Here is an 18061-nt window from a genome sequence, read left to right on the forward strand (position 1 = left end):
CGAGGTTGTATGCTGAAAAAGATTACCCGACGCACCTTTGTCTCTTCTTTATCCGTCCTGGCGGCTACGCCGCTGCTGTCGTCCCGCATTGCGCGGGCGGCAACCGGAAAGACGGTCTCTGTTAACCAGTACAATAACAACGACTGGATCGCCGCCTTTAAGCAGGCGTTTAACGAAGGCGACACCGTTGTTGTCCCTGCCGGGCTCACCTGTAAAAACATCAATACGGGCATTTTCATTCCTGACGGTAAAACGCTGTTGATCCGCGGTGCGTTAACGGGAAATGGTCGCGGACGCTTTGTACTGCAGGAAGGCAGTAAAGTGATTGGTGAAGGTGACGGCCGCACGGAGAACATTACGCTGGACATTCGCGGTTCAGACTGTGTGATCAAAGGGCTGGCAATGAGCGGCTTTGGACCGGTAACGCAGATCTACATTGGCGGCAAAAAGCCGCGCGTCATGCGCAACCTGCTGATTGATAACATCAGCGTAAGCCAGGCGAACTACGCCATCCTGCGCCAGGGATTCCATAATCAGATAGATGGCGCGCGCATCACCAACAGTAAATTCAGCCATCTCCAGGGCGACGCGATTGAGTGGAACGTCGCCATTAATGACCGTAACATCTTGATCTCCGATCATGTGATTGACAACATTAACTGTACGAACGGCAAGATCAACTGGGGCATCGGCATTGGTCTCGCCGGCAGCACCTACGACAACGATTATCCGGAAAAGCAAACCGTGAAGAACTTCGTGGTGGCAAATATCACCGGCAGCAACTGTCGTCAGTTAGTCCACGTCGAAAACGGTAAGCACTTTATTATTCGCAATATTAAGGCCAAGAATATCACTCCTGACTTCAGCAAGAAGGCGGGAATAGACAACGCCACGGTAGCCATTTATGGCTGTGATAATTTCATTATTGATAATGTCGATATGGTCAATAGTGCCGGCATGCTGATCGGCTACGGTGTAATAAAAGGCGACTATCTCTCGATACCTCAGAACTTTAAGCTGAACGACATTCGCCTGGATAATCGCCAACTTGCGTACAAACTGCGCGGAATACAAATTTCCTCCGGCAACGCCACCTCCTTTGTGGCCATCACCAACGTTGAGATGCAGCGGGCTACGCTTGAGTTGCACAACAAACCGCAACACCTCTTCTTGCGTAATATCAACGTGATGCAGGAAGCCGCCGTCGGCCCGGCGCTGAAGATGAATTTCGACCTGCGTAAGGATGTGCGAGGCAAGTTTATGGCTAAAGATGAGACCTTACTGTCGCTGGCGAACATCAAGGCTGTGAATGAGAAAGGGCAGAGCTCCGTGGATATTGACCGCGTGGACCAGCAGGTGGTGAATACGGAGCGGCTGAATTTTGCGCTCCCGCACAGATAATCGACAATTGTCTTTTTTTGCGACTATTCCTGGCACAGAAACGCGATCTATTCAGATTACAACTACTGTTTTTTGTGATGTGGTCCCCTAACATCATATAAGAATCACGGCAAATCATGCTGGCGAAAACAGGTTAAAGAGCTATAATTCGTCAACCATTTTAAGGTGGAAGAAATAATGATTAATTTGAAAGCAGTCATTCCGGTAGCAGGCCTGGGCATGCATATGTTGCCAGCCACAAAAGCCATTCCTAAAGAGATGCTGCCGATTGTCGACAAACCGATGATTCAATACATTGTCGATGAAATTGTTGCTGCAGGGATCAAAGAAATCGTCCTGGTTACGCACTCCTCCAAGAATGCGGTAGAAAACCACTTCGACACCTCTTACGAACTCGAAGCGTTGCTTGAGCAGCGCGTAAAACGCCAGCTGCTGGCTGAAGTGCAGTCTATCTGCCCTCCTGGCGTAACCATCATGAACGTGCGTCAGGCGCAGCCGCTGGGTCTGGGCCACTCCATTCTTTGCGCGCGCCCGGTCGTGGGTGACAACCCGTTCATCGTTGTTCTGCCGGATATCATTATCGACAGCGCATCTGCCGATCCGCTGCGTTACAACCTGGCGGCAATGGTGGCGCGCTTCAACGAAACGGGCCGTAGCCAGGTACTTGCTAAGCGCATGAAAGGCGATCTCTCCGAGTACTCTGTTATCCAGACTAAAGAAGCGCTGGAGACGGAAGGACAGGTGAGCCGCATCGTTGAGTTTATCGAGAAACCGGATCAGCCGCAGACGCTGGATTCTGACCTGATGGCCGTCGGCCGTTATGTTCTCAACGCGGATATCTGGGCCGAGCTGGAAAAAACCGAGCCGGGTGCCTGGGACCGTATCCAGTTGACCGATGCGATTGCTGAACTGGCTAAGAAGCAGTCTGTTGATGCGATGCTGATGACCGGTGACAGCTACGACTGCGGTAAGAAACTGGGCTATATGCAGGCATTTGTGAAGTATGGCCTGCGTAACCTGAAGGAAGGTCAGAAGTTCAGAAGCCGGATTGAGAAGTTGCTGGCTAACGACTGATTCCTCTCTGTCTTTTGAATAAGCGGCAGTTATCATTTGGCTATGTAAAACATAACCAAAATGGTGACTGCCGTTTTTTGTTATTAATTATAATGATAACATGGGGTTATCTGATTCAAATGTGGACTGATTTGTAACGATTTGTGCTTGTTTCTAAGACCATTTAGGATGACAATTAACGCCAGTTTTTGTCTGTAATCAGACCCAAAATCCTTTATCTAACTTTCGCTCAGTGCACTGGTAGCTGTTAAGCCAGGGGCGGTAGCGTGCAAAATTTCTGAATCCACGGTTATATGGCTGGTTTCAGGGCATCAATATCTCGACATATTCAATAGACGGAACAGATAACGTGAAAATTCTTGTGACGGGTGGAGCAGGTTTTATCGGCTCAGCGGTGGTACGACATATTATCAAAAATACCCAGGACGACGTCGTCAATGTGGATAAGCTCACCTATGCTGGTAACCTTGAGTCGCTTACTGACGTTAGCGATAGCGGTCGATATGTCTTTGAGCATGCGGACATTTGTGACAAAGCTGCTATGGACCGTATCTTCGCTGAGCATAAACCGGATGCCGTAATGCACTTGGCGGCAGAAAGCCACGTTGATCGCTCCATCACAGGTCCGGCTGCATTTATTGAAACCAATATCGTTGGCACTTATGTCTTGCTCGAGGCGGCTCGCGCGTATTGGTCAACACTGGATGATACCGCGAAGAAAGCGTTCCGTTTCCATCATATATCTACGGACGAAGTGTACGGTGATTTACCGCACCCTGACGAGCATCCAGCCTCAATCGATTTGCCGATGTTCACTGAAACCACCGCCTATGCGCCAAGTAGCCCTTATTCTGCCTCAAAAGCTTCCAGCGACCATCTGGTTCGCGCATGGCTGCGTACCTACGGTTTCCCAACAATCGTGACCAACTGCTCCAATAACTATGGGCCGTATCACTTTCCTGAGAAGCTGATCCCGCTGGTGATTTTGAATGCTCTGGACGGTAAAGCGCTGCCTATTTACGGTAAAGGCGACCAGATCCGTGACTGGCTGTATGTTGAAGATCATGCACGTGCGCTCTACACCGTCGTAACCCAGGGTAAACCGGGTGAGACATACAACATCGGCGGGCATAACGAAAAGCAAAATCTGGACGTGGTCCACACCATTTGCGATCTGCTGGATGAAATCGTGCCGAAAGAAGGTTCCTATCGCGATCAAATTACTTACGTCGCTGACCGCCCCGGGCATGACCGCCGCTACGCGATTGATGCGCATAAAATTGGCGTTGAGCTGGGATGGAAGCCTGAAGAGACGTTCGAAAGCGGTATCCGTAAGACCGTGGAATGGTATCTGAGCAACCAGGACTGGGTTAACAACGTTAAAAGCGGTGCTTACAAGACCTGGATCGAACAGAATTACGGAGAACGTCAATAATGAACATTCTTCTGTTCGGCAAGACAGGACAAGTGGGCTGGGAGCTACAGCGCGCACTCGCACCGTTAGGAAACGTGATTGCACTGGATTTGAAGTCCAAAGAGTACTGTGGTGATTTTAGCAACCCTGAAGGCATCGCTGAAACCGTCCGTGCAATTAAGCCTGACGTCATCGTCAACGCAGCGGCGCATACCGCAGTCGATAAAGCTGAATCAGAGCAGGAATTCGCACAGCTGCTCAATGCAACCAGCGTCGAGGCAATTGCGAAAGAAGCGGCTAAAATCGGTGCCTGGGTTGTCCACTATTCTACTGATTACGTCTTTCCAGGCGATGGCGAAACGCCATGGCGCGAAACGGATGCGACCGCACCTCTTAATGTGTATGGACAGACCAAGCTCGACGGTGAAAAAGCGCTCCAGGCACATTGCGCTAAACACCTGATTTTCCGCACAAGTTGGGTTTACGCCGGCAAAGGCAATAACTTTGCAAAAACAATGCTTCGCCTGGCGAAAGCGCGTAAAGAACTCTCCGTAATCAATGATCAGGTTGGTGCGCCAACAGGCGCTGAGTTACTGGCTGACTGTACCGCGCATGCTATCCGTGTGGCCATGGTAAAACCTGAAGTGGCTGGCCTCTATCATCTCGTTGCATCAGACACGACCACCTGGTATGACTATGCCGCGTTAGTCTTCGATGAAGCCAGAAAGGCGGGGATTGAACTGGAAATTGAAAAGCTCAATGCCGTTCCTACCACCGCGTATCCTACGCCTGCGCGTCGTCCTCAGAATTCGCGTTTAAATACAGAGAAATTCCAGCGCAACTTTGGCCTGGTTTTACCAGCATGGGATGTTGGCGTTAAGCGAATGCTCGCCGAGCTTTTTTCCGCTGAATCAATCTAATATTAAATAATTGCCTAGCTTCGGGCAATTTGCATTTATAGAGAAATTACAATGGCTACGCGTAAAGGTATTATTCTTGCTGGTGGATCTGGCACTCGTCTCTACCCAGTTACTATGGCTGTGAGCAAGCAATTGCTGCCAATTTATGACAAACCAATGATTTACTATCCGCTGTCAACGCTGATGCTGGCGGGGATCAAAGATATTCTCATCATCAGTACGCCGCAGGATACTCCGCGCTTTGAACAACTTCTGGGCGACGGCAGCCAGTGGGGATTAAACCTTCAGTATAAAGTTCAGCCAAGTCCTGATGGACTGGCACAGGCCTTTATTATTGGCGAAGAGTTCATTGGTGACGACAGCTGTGCGCTGGTGCTGGGCGATAATATTTTCTATGGTCATGACCTGCCAAAACAGCTGGAAGCCGCAGTTGATAAAGGCGAAGGTGCTACGGTATTTGCTTATCATGTTAATGACCCTGAGCGTTATGGTGTGGTGGAATTTGACAAAGATGGCACTGCTATCAGCCTGGAAGAGAAGCCACTGGAGCCGAAGAGCAACTATGCCGTAACAGGGCTTTACTTCTACGATAATGATGTTGTAGAAATGGCAAAAAATCTGAAACCTTCTGATCGCGGTGAACTGGAGATTACGGACATCAACCGTATTTACCTTGAGCAGGGGCGTCTGTCTGTTGCCATGATGGGACGTGGTTATGCGTGGTTGGATACCGGTACGCACCAGAGCCTAATTGAAGCAAGTAACTTCATCGCAACAATTGAAGAGCGTCAGGGCCTGAAGGTCTCCTGTCCGGAAGAGATTGCGTATCGCAAAGGGTTTATTGATGCGGAGCAGGTAAAGAAGCTGGCTGAGCCGTTGAAGAAAAATGCATATGGCCAATACCTGTTGAAGATGATTAAAGGTTACTAAGACATGAACGTAATTAAAACTGATATACCAGATGTATTAATTTTTGAACCAAAAGTATTTGGTGACGATCGTGGTTTTTTCTTTGAAAGTTTCAGTCAGAAAATTTTTGATGAGGCGGTAGGTCGTAAAGTTGAGTTTGTGCAGGATAATCATTCAAAATCCTGCAAAGGAGTTCTGCGTGGTTTGCATTATCAACTGGAACCCTATGCACAGGGCAAACTGGTGCGCTGTGTTGCAGGGGAAGTATTTGATGTCGCGGTTGATATTCGCAAATCTTCGCCTACTTTTGGGAAATGGGTCGGTGTGAATCTGTCTGCTGAGAATAAACGACAGTTGTGGATCCCTGAAGGGTTTGCTCATGGCTTTTTAGTGATCAGTGATATGGCTGAGTTTGTTTATAAAACAACAAACTATTATCATCCAGAAAGTGACCGCGGATTGTTATGGAATGATGAGACGCTTTCAATAAATTGGCCAATTGAAGAGTATCCAATCTTATCAGAAAAAGATAAAAACGCAAAAAAGATAACTAATCTTTAATTAAGAGAATTCTTGTGAGTTTAATAAAAAACACATTTTGGAATCTTAGTGGTTATATCATACCTTCTTTGATAGCTATTCCATCTTTAGGTTATCTTGCTAGACATTTAGGTCCAGAGAAATTTGGACTTTTTACTTTGGCTACGGCTCTGGTAGGGTATGCGAGTATTTTCGATGCAGGACTTACCAGAGCTGTTATCAGAGAAATCTCGTTTTATAGAGATAATTTGGAAGAAGTGAAAAAAATAGTATCTAATTCAACCTTGATTCTTACTGTTCTTGGTTTGTTGGGGGGCGGATGTATCTACTTTGGAGCAGGTAATATAGTAAATTTCCTTAATATCAAGGATGGTTTACGTGTTGAAACAAAAAACGCAATTGAGATACTTGGTATAACTCTACCATTGTTCTTACTTAATCAAGTTTGGTTAGGAATATTGGAGGGCTATGAACAGTTTAAGAAGATTAATTTTATTAAGACATTTAATAGCTCATTTATTGTAGGGTTGCCGGCATTTTTTGTTTTTTTTAATAATTCATTAATTTATGCTGTAATTGGTTTGCTAGGTGCTCGTTTGTTATCGATAATAATTACATTTGTAGCATGCAAGCATCATATAATAACATCAGGATTAAAATTAGACCGTAACACATCTACAAGGTTATTGAAATATGGTGGTTGGATTACTGTAAGTAATATAATTAGCCCTTTAATGGCTTATTTAGATCGTTTCTTCATATCGAATGTGCTCGGTGCTGCTCATGTTGCCTTCTACACTGCACCATCTGAGGGCGTCCAACGGTTATCTATATTTCCCGGAGCTCTATCGAGAGCTGTTTTCCCAAAATTAAGCAGTTTGAGTGAAAAAAAAGAAAAAAATAAACAAAAAAAATTAGCGTATGCGTTGATGGCTGCTGCTATCTTTCCTCTTTGTTTGGTGGGTTTTATTTTTTCTGAACAAATAATGGTTACTTGGATGGGTTCTGAATTCTCTGGTACACCATCATTGATTTTGAAAATTCTTATTGTCGGTTATTTTTTTAACTGCATAGCGCAGATACCATTTGCGGATATACAAGCGGCAGGAAAATCTAAGACTACGGCATTTCTACACCTATCTGAAGTTGTGCCATACTTTGCTCTTCTATTCATGCTCGTCAACTTCTATGGGATTATAGGCGCTGCATTAGCATGGTCCATAAGAACTACCATTGACTGTTTGTTATTAGTATGGCTAAATAACAAAGTAAGGTAAATCATGTTTTTTTTCATTTATACTTTGGCTTTTATTCTTTCTACGTCTATAACGTATCGTTTTTGGAAAAGATTAACATACAATACGCTTATAAATATTCCTATATTCATTATAATTTCTTTGTATCAACTATTTGGTTCGTCATTCAAATTTAAAGAACTGAATGGCGACGTTTATTTATACTTATCAATTTTTGTGATTTTCGGTTCGCTTATTGAAATATTTACTGTTTTTGGCTTGAGAAATATTTATAACAACTCTTTACCTCAACGTTCAGCACCAGTTGTGCCGGGTATTTTTAGTTTTTTTGTGATCATTCTGAGTTCGGCGATATTGTTTTTTGCATCATTATATTCAAAACAGTATGGAATAATTAGTGAAGAGTTCGAGGCCAAAATGGCCTCAGGTTTTGTAGGGCATGCCCTAGTGTTTTTGATGATCACACCTCCGTTTATTTATTTATCATATGCAAATAAAAAAATTAATAAATGGACATTCATGTTTTGTTTGATTTTAGTCTTCTCTTGTTTGTTTCTTAAGCAAGTTAAATCTTGGATAATGATTCCTACAGTATTCTTATTCTTGACTTATCTCTATTATAATAATGTAAATAAGAAGAAGTTTATATTTTACGCTTCACTCGCTTCATTCTTATTATTTACTTTTTTCTTTCTTGTGTATTTTTTCAAAACTACAATTGTTAACCCTGATGCAAACAGTATAGAGTTGCTTGGTCAAATATATCAGCATTTCCTATTCTACCTTTTTAGCGGTGTTGGGGCATTTTCTGAGTATCTCAATTCGAATGTTAGCACTGATACTTCTCATTGGTATGTTCTGATTCTCCCGTTAGTTAATATCATTAATTTCATCGCGGGCGATCCAATGGAGTCAGCGATAAATCCATTAAACTTTGTCATAAATTATGATATTACAAATGGATCCAATGTTTTTACAATGTTTGGCACCCTATGGATATATTTGAATTATTTATCCTTCTTCTTTTATGGGATTATAGTTTTTTTGCAGGCTTTTTTATATTTAAATCGTAGCAATTATATACTGTGCAATGTTTTTTGGCTTATAACAAGTTTCGGTATGTTTTCATGGTTTGAATATTACTATTTCCATTTGGCCTCCTATGAAGCGCCAATATACGTATTTATTTTATCAGTTCTCTTTTCAGGATCTAAAAGTGGAAAACAATTGCGCAACAATTATTCTTAATTGGAATGGTTCAAGTGATACTATAGCATGTATTGAAAGTATGAATAACCTGGAAGGAACAACAACTGATTTGGTAGTTATTGATAATGATTCTACTCCAGAACAGTTTAATGTCCTTTCGAATTATTTTGAAAATTATGATTTATGTGCTGAAATTCCAGCCATGACAATGGAAAATGATGTTGTTTTCACGTCCATAAAAAAATTCCAAAAAGATGATAAAGTTATTTATCTAATTTGCGCTGAAACTAACTATGGTTTTTCAAAAAGCTGCAATGCAGGTGCGTATTTGGCTGCCCTATTCAAATATAAATATGTTCTTTTTTTAAATAACGATACAGAAGTCGAGCCTGACTTCTTGAATATACTCATTAATGATCTAGAGAAAGATGCAATATTGTTAACAGTGATTCCTCAAATAAGATATTTTTATAATAAAGATATCATATGGAATTGCGGCGGCACAATATCTAAGTATGGTAATAGAAAGTACTATTACGCAAACTCAATCTCCCAAGAAATAAAAAATAAAGAAAATTTATTTGAAATTAGTTTTGCAACTGGATGTTGCATTCTGTTTAGAACAAAAGAATTTATTGATATCGGCATGTTTACAGAAAGATTTTTCTTCGGTGAAGAAGATATCGAATTGTCACTACGATTACTAAAGATGAACAAAGTTATTAAATGCGATCTAAATTCTCTGATATATCATAAAGTAGGTGCCAGTATTAAAGGGGATCGTGTCAAAATTCTTCGCAAAGCATATATACACTATTTAAACCGTCTCGTTAATATGAAAACATTTTTAGGGTTAAAATGGTGGATATGGATGATTCCATCTATGTTAAAAATCATGGTGAACATTATAAGATTGAACAAGGTATCGTTCTCTGAATTCATTTCCTTTGTATACTCTATTTTTATAGATGCATTGAAATGTAATAGTGTTGGCAAAAATAAATTTGAACAAATTCTTAAAAACGGTTTTTGAATAATTGTAGGCAATCAATATGAAAGCATTATTACTATCTTCAGCTTGCTGCATCCATACCAGAAAATGGTGTAATGGTCTCGCTGAAAAAGGTATAGACGTTCACTTGGTATCACAGCAAGAACCAATGGACGGCTATAACCAGAATGTGGTCTTTCACAAATTACCATATTCAGGGTTAAAGGGGTATATATTCAACAGATGGGCACTTATTAAAACTATAAAAAATATCAATCCGGATGTTATCAACGTGCATTATGCCTCTGGTTATGGAACATTAGCAGCTATTTCAGGCTTAAAGAACTTTATTCTTTCAGTGTGGGGCTCTGATGTCTATGATTTCCCTTTTAAATCAAAATTGCATTATAAATTAGTTAATTATAATCTCAATAGAGCTAACGTAATTTGTTCGACTAGTGAAGTGATGGGGCGTTTTGTTAAAGATAACTTTAATATTAGCCCAAATATATCGATAGAAATTACACCTTTTGGAGTTGATGTATCAAAGTTTAGGAAAAATGAGCAAATATCCAAAACTGATACTCTTACAATTGGAACAGTTAAGACTTTAAGACCTAAATATGGCATTGATAATCTAATTCGAGCCTTTAGTATTCTGGTCCATAAAGGGCATAACAATATTGAATTAAAAATTGCAGGTAAAGGCTATCTTCTTGAGAATTTGCAAGCTTTAACGACAGAGCTTGGAGTTGCTGATAATGTTCAGTTCTTGGGATGGGTTGAAAATAACGAAGTACCAGCCTTGTTAAATACTTTTGATATTTATGTGGCGCCAAGTACGTTAGATAGCGAAAGTTTTGGGGTAGCAATCGTTGAAGCATCAGCATGTAATTTACCTGTAATCGTGACCAACGTCGGTGGGTTACCAGAAGTGGTAATCAATGAGGTAACTGGAATCGTTGTTGAGCCTGATAATGTTGAATTGTTATGTGAAGCAATTGAAAAATTACTCATCAACCCTGCTTTACGTCACGAAATGGGGGAAGCTGGGCGTGAAAATGTATTAACAAAATATGAATGGGACTTTTGTGTTCGTAAAATGGTAGATATTTATTCCAATGTAGCTCTCTAATTAGGTTTTAAAATGAAAAATATTTGCATTGTTGGTTCACTTAGCAGTATTTTCACACATAGCTATATTTGCTCTCTTATTTCAAGTGGTTTTAATGTTGTAATTATAAATACATCCAATAAAATTAATTATGATAATTATAAAAATTGTGATGTATTAAATCTGAAAAAAGCTGAAAGTTCGAAATTAAGTATGCATTCTAAATCAAAACTAAAAGACAATAAGTTTTTTTGTTACTTTTACGAACTTTATCTTTTCTTTAATGCTTTATTTACCTCAAACAAAAGAATTGAAACCTTTTTAGAAGGAAAAGATTTGGATCATTTTATCTTTTTCTGGGGTACATCTATAAGAAAAGAGTTTTACAATATAAAGAAAATATACAATAAAAAAAATAAGTTGCCAGAGTTTATTTTAGATGTGGCAACTTATCCTATTAGAGATTACGCCATGAAAAAAACACCTAAGTTTCTTTTATGGTTTGATTCGCTTTATTTCAATTCCTTTGACAGAGTCTTATCTCATTCAAAAATAATGGATCGATTTTTAGTAAATGAATTGTCTGTTAAGGAGAGAATTATACAAAGGTTTATTTGTTCTTTTCCTAAGTCATCTTATTATAATAAAAAAGAATATAAAGAAAATACTAATCCAAGAAAAATTATATTTCTTGGTACATTAGATGGTGCATCATCTATCAATAATATAACTTCTGACGTTTTGCAGTTGGCAAACTGTGGCATTGAAGTATATATACAAAATAGTCGCAATTCAAATATTGAACATCCGAACGTCAAAACGTTTGAACCTTTTAGCTTCGAAGAAATCATTGAAGGAAAATTATCTAATTTCTGTTCGGAATTTGATGGTGTGTTAGTAGCATATGGTCCTATGTCGAAACTTAGAGAGCATTTGACCTATCCAACAAGATATGCCTTGGCGTTGCTTCAAAATTTACCAATTTTTATACAAGCTGGTAGGTTTTCATCATTAATGGAAATTACCTCTAACAATATGACAGATCAAAATATATATTATAATAGCGTTGAAGAAATAGTGAATTATTCAATAGGAGCTCATGAGCTTTCAGGTGATCTAAGCGATTGCATGGAAAACAAGTTGAAAATGTTATTTCACAAGGATCATGAACTTTAATGAATACTAATGATATTAAAATAAGTATTATCACTCCAACCTTTAACTCAGCCTCGACAATATTACAAACTTATAATTCTATTTCGGAACAAACCCATCATAATTGGGAATGGCTTGTTACAGATGATTGTTCAAGCGATAATACAATCAGTATCATGAATGCCATATGCGAAAAAGACTCAAGGGTTAAGTTGTTTAAAAATGCAGTGAACTCAGGTGCAGCTGTTACAAGAAATAACTCACTGGCAAACGCATCAGGGGATTATATATCTTTCATTGATAGTGATGACCTATGGTTTACTTCAAAACTTGAAAAACAACTTAATTTTATGTTTGCCAATGATTTAGATTTTACATTCACTGCATATGACCTTGTCGATGCTCATGGAAATCCTTTGGGTAAGGTGGTGGATTTACAAGGCGACAACTTTAGCGTTGATTATTCCGATATGCTTAAAAAAAAGGCTACTTTGGGATGTTCGACAGTAATGTTCAAAAGAGCAGCTTTTTCAGATTTCTTTATGCCATTAATTAGAACTGGCCAAGATTATGCACTTTGGTTAAAGTTATTGAAGTCTGGCAAAAAAGCTTACTTGCTAAATGAAATATTAACTCGCTATCGTATTTTGCCAAACTCAATATCACGCAATAAGATTAAAAAAAGTCAAAGGCAATGGAGTATATACAGAAAAATTGAAAAGTTGTCCTTGGTACACAGTGCTTATTGTTTTAGCTTTTATGCTTGGCGTGCTGTATTCCGCAAATAATCTTTTCTCAGCTTTTTTAGCTTACGGCTTGTTACTAAAAATCACTATGCATTGTGGCCAAGATTTGTCCTTAATTCAGCCCAAAATGATAAATTTGTAACTACCAAAATAAGAACACTTTAGGTTAATATCAACTAAACATATCAAGCCGCGCATTAGCCGCGGTGACCACACCTGACAGGAGTAAGTAATGTCCAAGCAACAGATCGGCGTTGTCGGTATGGCAGTGATGGGGCGCAACCTGGCGCTCAACATCGAAAGCCGTGGTTATACCGTCTCCGTTTTCAACCGCTCCCGTGATAAGACCGAAGAAGTCATCGCTGAGAACCCAGGTAAGAAACTGGTTCCTTTCTATACGGTTAAAGAGTTTGTTGAGTCCCTGGAAACGCCTCGTCGTATCCTGTTAATGGTGAAAGCGGGCGCAGGTACCGATGCAGCCATCGATTCCCTGAAACCTTACCTGGACAAAGGCGACATCATCATTGATGGCGGTAACACCTTCTTCCACGATACCATTCGTCGTAACCGTGAACTTTCTGAAGAAGGCTTTAACTTTATCGGTACCGGCGTATCCGGCGGTGAAGAAGGTGCACTAAAAGGTCCATCTATCATGCCTGGCGGTCAGAAAGAAGCGTACGAACTGGTTGCGCCTATCCTGACCAAAATTGCAGCCGTTGCTGAAGATGGTGAGCCGTGCGTTACCTATATCGGTCCTGACGGTGCTGGCCACTACGTTAAAATGGTTCATAACGGCATCGAATACGGCGATATGCAGCTGATTGCAGAAGCGTATTCCCTGCTGAAAGGAGGCCTGAACCTCTCTAACGAAGAACTCGCCGAGACCTTCACCGAGTGGAACAAAGGTGAGCTGAACAGCTACCTGATTGACATCACCAAAGATATCTTCACCAAGAAAGATGAAGAGGGTAAATACCTGGTTGATGTGATTCTGGACGAAGCTGCGAACAAAGGTACCGGTAAATGGACCAGCCAGAGCTCTCTGGATCTGGGTGAACCGCTGTCTCTGATCACCGAATCCGTATTTGCACGTTATATCTCTTCTCTGAAAGAGCAGCGTGTAGCGGCATCCAAAGTGCTGTCTGGCCCACAGGCTAAACCAGCCGGTGACAAAGCTGAATTCGTCGAGAAAGTTCGCCGTGCTCTGTACCTGGGTAAAATTGTCTCCTACGCGCAGGGCTTCTCTCAGCTTCGTGCCGCTTCAGACGAAAACAACTGGGATCTGAACTACGGCGAAATCGCGAAGATCTTCCGTGCGGGTTGCATTATTCGCGCTCAGTTCCTGCAGAAAATTACTGATGCGTACGCTGAAAATGCCGGTATCGCGAATCTGCTGCTGGCACCGTACTTCAAGAAAATCGCGGACGAATACCAGCAGGCGCTGCGTGACGTGGTTGCTTACGCTGTGCAGAACGGTATCCCTGTACCGACCTTCTCCGCTGCGGTGGCGTACTATGACAGCTACCGTGCTGCCGTGCTGCCAGCGAACCTGATTCAGGCGCAGCGTGATTACTTCGGTGCGCATACCTATAAACGTACCGATAAAGAAGGTGTGTTCCATACCGAATGGCTGGATTAATCTGATTTAACTCAGCCTGATAATTAAGCCCGGTGATGCTCACCGGGCTTTTTTTATCACGAATAAGCCCATCTGGACTTGCTTTGTCCAGCGAGCGTCTTTCAACGCCGTATAAACCACTGCATTTTCACATTTTCGCAGCCAGGCATTCGCCTTGACAGCCGCTCAACTTAAGAGGTAAAAACCTCAACAGTTGTTTATTGCGGTGGTGTACTTACGCCTCCTGAAACTTAAACTTGAAGAAGTTGAACGAATGAAAATAACTATCTCCGGAACAGGCTATGTAGGCCTATCAAACGGCATTCTGATCGCACAAAACCATGAAGTGGTGGCGTTGGATATCGTTCAGTCTAAAGTGGATATGCTTAATCAAAAGCAATCCCCGATTGTCGATAAAGAAATCCAGGAATACCTCGCCAACAAACCGCTGAATTTCCGTGCAACGACGGACAAAGAAGACGCCTACCGCGACGCAGATTTCGTCATCATCGCCACACCAACGGATTACGACCCTAAAACCAACTACTTCAACACTTCAACCGTGGAAGCGGTGATCAAAGATGTTATCGCAATCAACCCAAAAGCGGTGATGATCATCAAATCGACCATTCCAGTAGGCTTCACCAAATCGATTAAAGAAGAGTTGGGTATTGATAATGTCTTCTTCTCGCCAGAGTTTCTGCGCGAGGGCAGGGCGTTATACGATAACCTGCATCCATCCCGTATCGTGATCGGTGAGCGCTCTGAGCGTGCGGAGCGCTTCGCCGCACTGCTGCAGGAAGGAGCAATCAAGAAAGATATTCCGGTCCTGTTCACTGACTCCACCGAAGCCGAGGCAATCAAGCTCTTCGCCAATACCTATCTGGCAATGCGCGTGGCCTACTTCAACGAGCTGGACAGCTATGCAGAGAGTCTGGGCCTGAACACCCGCCAGATCATCGAAGGCGTGTGCCTCGACCCGCGTATTGGTAACCATTACAACAACCCGTCGTTTGGCTACGGTGGTTACTGCCTGCCAAAAGATACCAAGCAGCTGCTGGCGAACTATCAGGCTGTGCCAAACAATTTGATTTCCGCGATTGTGGATGCCAACCGCACGCGTAAAGACTTCATTTCTGATTCCATTCTGGCGCGTCAGCCAAAAGTGGTGGGTGTCTATCGTCTGATCATGAAGAGCGGTTCTGATAACTTCCGCGCCTCTTCCATTCAGGGGATCATGAAGCGTATTAAGGCCAAAGGCGTTCAGGTAATTATTTATGAGCCAGCGATGCAGGAGGATGAATTCTTCCATTCCCGTGTGATTCGTGACCTGGATGCGTTCAAGCAGGAAGCGGATGTGATTATCTCTAACCGTATGGCGGAAGAACTGGCCGACGTGGCGGATAAAGTGTATACCCGCGATCTGTTTGGTAGCGACTGAGTCGCTGCTTAAGGGGCATAAAAAACCGGCCAAGTGCCGGTTTTTTTTATGTTTTTATACTTTGTAGAAGTCGCGATACCAGTCAACGAAATTCTTCACGCCTTCTTTAACGGAAGTCTGCGGTTTGAAGCCAATAACGTCATACAGCGCTTTAGTATCTGCGCTGGTTTCCAGTACGTCACCCGGCTGGATTGGCATCATATTCTTCTCTGCCTTTTTCCCGAGCGCCTCTTCAAGAGCCGTAATGTAATCCATCAGTTCAACCGGAGAGCTGTTTCCGATGTTATAGACGCGATAAGGCGCAGAGCTGGTTGCCGGTGAACCGGTTTCAACGGTCCAGTTTGCATCGGCCTGAGGAATAACATCCTGCAGACGGATAATGGCTTCGGCGATGTCATCAATATAGGTGAAGTCACGCTTCATCTTACCGTAGTTGTAGACATCAATGCTTTTGCCTTCAATCATCGCTTTGGTGAACTTAAACAGCGCCATATCCGGACGACCCCACGGACCGTACACGGTAAAGAAACGCAGGCCCGTCGTGGGCAGGTTGTACAGGTGGGAATAGGTATGCGACATCAGTTCATTGGCTTTTTTGGTCGCGGCATAAAGTGAGACAGGGTGATCGACCGAATCGTCAGTCGAAAAAGGCATCTTACGATTCAGACCGTAAACGGAGCTGGAAGACGCATACAGAAGATGCTGTACCTTGTGATGGCGACAGCCTTCCAGCACGTTGAGGTGCCCTACCAGATTGGCATCTGCATAGGCATGAGGATTTTCAAGCGAGTAGCGTACACCTGCCTGAGCGGCCAGGTGGATGGCGCGATCAAATTTCTCACGGGCGAACAGTGCGGCCATGCCTTCACGGTCGGCCAGGTCAAGCTTGTGGAAGGCGAAATTATCAGATGTCAGCAGATCCAGACGTGCCAGCTTAAGATTGACATCATAGTAGTCATTCAGGTTATCAATACCGACGACCTGATGACCGGCATCCAGGAGTCGTTTGCTGACATTTGCGCCGATAAAGCCTGCTGCACCCGTTACCAGAAATTTCATACCTTCCCTCATAAAAATGTGTTCTTACTGATGCCATAACGCATCACATTGCGTCTATCATAGCGCGGCGGATGCCAGTTACATAACCCATCTTTCCGATTTAACTCATCGGATTCTTATAGAAAAATCCGTAGCAACAGATACACTATGTGAACATGTTTATTTTTGCCCTTTTTCATCTGTTAGGGATTGTATGACGCAAAACAACAATAACCTGGTCAATCGCAGCAATGACCCGGAGCAAATTGATTTACTTGGTTTAGTTCTACAGCTGTGGCGTGGTAAATGGGTGATTGGAGCTTTTATCGCCGCTTTTATTGTTCTCGCCATAGTCTATATTTCTGTTGCAAAAGAAAAATGGACTTCATCTGCCATCATATCCCAGCCTGATGCCGCTCAAATTGCAACCTATTCTAATGCGTTGAACATTCTTTACGGTGGTGCTGCACCCTCAATGCTGGACATCCAGAGCCGAGCCATTGGTCGTTTCAACTCATCTTTCTCTGCTTTAGCTCAAGCTCTTGAAAATCAAGAAGAGCCAGAGAAGTTAACCATCGATGCCACTGTTAAAGGTCAGGCGTTGCCATTAACCGTAACCTACCAAGGTGAATCGGCTGAAGCTGCTCAAAAGCAATTAGCTCAATACATCCAGCAGGTCGACGAGCAGACAGCAAAAGAGCTGGCTCTTGACCTCAGAGATAACATCAAGCAACAGATTACAACCCTTAACGACTCTCTGGAAAACCAGGAGAAAGTCTCTCAGGAGCAAAAAGATCTGCGCATTAAACAGATTACGGAAGCGCTGAAGAACGCTGAAGCGGCTAAAATCACTTCTCCACAGATTCAGCAAACTCAGGACGTGACGCAGGAAACTATGTTCCTGCTGGGCAGCGAAGCGTTAAAATCGATGATTGAAAACGAAGCGTCTCGTCCGCTGGTGTTCTCAGGAGCGTACTACCAGACCAAGCAGAACTTGCTGGATATCGAAAAGCTGAACGTTAACCCTGACACTATCCACGTCTACCGTTATGTGATGAAGCCAGATTTACCGATCAAACGTGACAGTCCGAAAAAGGCCATCACTCTGATCCTTGCTGTCCTGCTTGGCGGGATTATCGGTTCGGGTGTGGTGCTGGGCCGCAACGCATTGCGGAACTACAAACCAAAAGCGTAATTCTCATCAGATAAAAAAACCGGGGACATTCCCCGGTTTT

The 18061-nt window shown here is 42.7% G+C and carries 16 protein-coding genes; 15 read left to right on the plus strand and 1 reads right to left on the minus strand.

The genetic code is table 11. From position 1 onward, the window contains the following. The first annotated feature begins 9 nt into the window (after positions 1 to 9). The 14 genes from wcaM (at position 10) to ugd (ending at position 15788) form a co-directional block, all read left to right on the plus strand. On the plus strand, positions 10 to 1401 hold the full coding sequence (gene wcaM / locus F8561_RS20410) for a colanic acid biosynthesis protein WcaM (protein ID WP_025203690.1): 1392 nt from the start codon (positions 10 to 12) through the stop codon (positions 1399 to 1401). Positions 1402 to 1578: 177 nt separating this feature from the next. Next, positions 1579 to 2475, plus strand: a complete 897-nt coding sequence (gene galF, locus F8561_RS20415; RefSeq protein ID WP_020883269.1) for a GalU regulator GalF — start codon at positions 1579 to 1581, stop codon at positions 2473 to 2475. A 349-nt stretch (positions 2476 to 2824) separates the two neighbouring features. Next, positions 2825 to 3910, plus strand: coding sequence for a dTDP-glucose 4,6-dehydratase (gene rfbB / locus F8561_RS20420; RefSeq protein ID WP_151887838.1), 1086 nt, complete (start codon positions 2825 to 2827; stop codon positions 3908 to 3910). Next, positions 3910 to 4809 carry a dTDP-4-dehydrorhamnose reductase gene (rfbD, locus tag F8561_RS20425; RefSeq protein ID WP_151887839.1) on the plus strand — a complete coding sequence of 300 codons (900 nt, stop codon included), beginning with the start codon at positions 3910 to 3912 and terminating at the stop codon, positions 4807 to 4809. Before rfbB ends, rfbD begins: the two co-directional genes overlap by 1 nt. A gap of 51 nt (positions 4810 to 4860) precedes the next feature. After that, a complete protein-coding gene (gene rfbA / locus F8561_RS20430; protein WP_047955853.1) occupies positions 4861 to 5739 on the plus strand; it encodes a glucose-1-phosphate thymidylyltransferase RfbA in 879 nt (292 codons plus the stop codon). A gap of 3 nt (positions 5740 to 5742) precedes the next feature. Continuing rightward, positions 5743 to 6279, plus strand: coding sequence for a dTDP-4-dehydrorhamnose 3,5-epimerase (rfbC, locus tag F8561_RS20435; RefSeq protein WP_151887840.1), 537 nt, complete (start codon positions 5743 to 5745; stop codon positions 6277 to 6279). Between the two features lie 14 nt (positions 6280 to 6293). Then, the gene (locus F8561_RS20440) at positions 6294 to 7535 is read left to right on the plus strand and encodes a flippase (RefSeq protein WP_047366477.1); all 1242 of its coding nucleotides are present in this window, start codon (positions 6294 to 6296) and stop codon (positions 7533 to 7535) included. 3 nt (positions 7536 to 7538) lie between these two features. After that, entirely contained in the window at positions 7539 to 8762 is a 1224-nt protein-coding gene (locus tag F8561_RS24240) for a DUF6337 family protein (protein WP_192938273.1), read from the plus strand. Then, positions 8731 to 9756 carry a glycosyltransferase gene (locus tag F8561_RS20445; protein ID WP_226778089.1) on the plus strand — a complete coding sequence of 342 codons (1026 nt, stop codon included), beginning with the start codon at positions 8731 to 8733 and terminating at the stop codon, positions 9754 to 9756. The genes F8561_RS24240 and F8561_RS20445 overlap by 32 nt, the downstream gene beginning before the upstream one ends. A gap of 19 nt (positions 9757 to 9775) precedes the next feature. Beyond that, positions 9776 to 10849 carry a glycosyltransferase family 4 protein gene (locus F8561_RS20450; RefSeq protein WP_151887842.1) on the plus strand — a complete coding sequence of 358 codons (1074 nt, stop codon included), beginning with the start codon at positions 9776 to 9778 and terminating at the stop codon, positions 10847 to 10849. A 12-nt stretch (positions 10850 to 10861) separates the two neighbouring features. Then, a complete protein-coding gene (locus tag F8561_RS20455) occupies positions 10862 to 12004 on the plus strand; it encodes a hypothetical protein (protein WP_151887843.1) in 1143 nt (380 codons plus the stop codon). Next, positions 12004 to 12771, plus strand: coding sequence for a glycosyltransferase family 2 protein (locus F8561_RS20460; RefSeq protein WP_149376691.1), 768 nt, complete (start codon positions 12004 to 12006; stop codon positions 12769 to 12771). Before F8561_RS20455 ends, F8561_RS20460 begins: the two co-directional genes overlap by 1 nt. A gap of 190 nt (positions 12772 to 12961) precedes the next feature. Beyond that, entirely contained in the window at positions 12962 to 14368 is a 1407-nt protein-coding gene (gene gndA, locus F8561_RS20465; RefSeq protein ID WP_047366475.1) for an NADP-dependent phosphogluconate dehydrogenase, read from the plus strand. Positions 14369 to 14621: 253 nt separating this feature from the next. Further along, on the plus strand, positions 14622 to 15788 hold the full coding sequence (gene ugd, locus F8561_RS20470) for a UDP-glucose 6-dehydrogenase (RefSeq protein WP_041162985.1): 1167 nt from the start codon (positions 14622 to 14624) through the stop codon (positions 15786 to 15788). 54 nt (positions 15789 to 15842) lie between these two features. Here ugd and F8561_RS20475 read toward each other — a convergent pair whose 3' ends face one another. Beyond that, positions 15843 to 16847, minus strand: a complete 1005-nt coding sequence (locus F8561_RS20475; RefSeq protein ID WP_149376692.1) for an NAD-dependent epimerase — start codon at positions 16845 to 16847, stop codon at positions 15843 to 15845. A 193-nt stretch (positions 16848 to 17040) separates the two neighbouring features. Between F8561_RS20475 and wzzB the strand changes: the two genes are divergently transcribed. Beyond that, positions 17041 to 18021 carry an LPS O-antigen chain length determinant protein WzzB gene (wzzB, locus tag F8561_RS20480; protein ID WP_047366473.1) on the plus strand — a complete coding sequence of 327 codons (981 nt, stop codon included), beginning with the start codon at positions 17041 to 17043 and terminating at the stop codon, positions 18019 to 18021. The last annotated feature ends 40 nt before the right edge of the window (positions 18022 to 18061 follow it).

The organism is Enterobacter sp. 198 (genome assembly GCF_009025585.1).
Classification (GTDB): Bacteria; Pseudomonadota; Gammaproteobacteria; order Enterobacterales; family Enterobacteriaceae; genus Enterobacter; species Enterobacter ludwigii.

Bases quoted from the DNA above. Each gene is read 5' to 3' on its own strand.
- wcaM (WP_025203690.1), top strand. From the start codon at position 10: ATGCTGAAAAAGATTACCCGACGCACCTTTGTCTCTTCTTTATCCGTC.
- galF (WP_020883269.1), top strand. From the start codon at position 1,579: ATGATTAATTTGAAAGCAGTCATTCCGGTAGCAGGCCTGGGCATGCAT.
- rfbD (WP_151887839.1), top strand. From the start codon at position 3,910: ATGAACATTCTTCTGTTCGGCAAGACAGGACAAGTGGGCTGGGAGCTA.
- rfbA (WP_047955853.1), top strand. From the start codon at position 4,861: ATGGCTACGCGTAAAGGTATTATTCTTGCTGGTGGATCTGGCACTCGT.
- rfbC (WP_151887840.1), top strand. From the start codon at position 5,743: ATGAACGTAATTAAAACTGATATACCAGATGTATTAATTTTTGAACCA.
- F8561_RS24240 (WP_192938273.1), top strand. From the start codon at position 7,539: ATGTTTTTTTTCATTTATACTTTGGCTTTTATTCTTTCTACGTCTATA.
- F8561_RS20450 (WP_151887842.1), top strand. From the start codon at position 9,776: ATGAAAGCATTATTACTATCTTCAGCTTGCTGCATCCATACCAGAAAA.
- F8561_RS20455 (WP_151887843.1), top strand. From the start codon at position 10,862: ATGAAAAATATTTGCATTGTTGGTTCACTTAGCAGTATTTTCACACAT.
- F8561_RS20460 (WP_149376691.1), top strand. From the start codon at position 12,004: ATGAATACTAATGATATTAAAATAAGTATTATCACTCCAACCTTTAAC.
- gndA (WP_047366475.1), top strand. From the start codon at position 12,962: ATGTCCAAGCAACAGATCGGCGTTGTCGGTATGGCAGTGATGGGGCGC.
- ugd (WP_041162985.1), top strand. From the start codon at position 14,622: ATGAAAATAACTATCTCCGGAACAGGCTATGTAGGCCTATCAAACGGC.
- F8561_RS20475 (WP_149376692.1), bottom strand. From the start codon at position 16,847: ATGAAATTTCTGGTAACGGGTGCAGCAGGCTTTATCGGCGCAAATGTC.
- wzzB (WP_047366473.1), top strand. From the start codon at position 17,041: ATGACGCAAAACAACAATAACCTGGTCAATCGCAGCAATGACCCGGAG.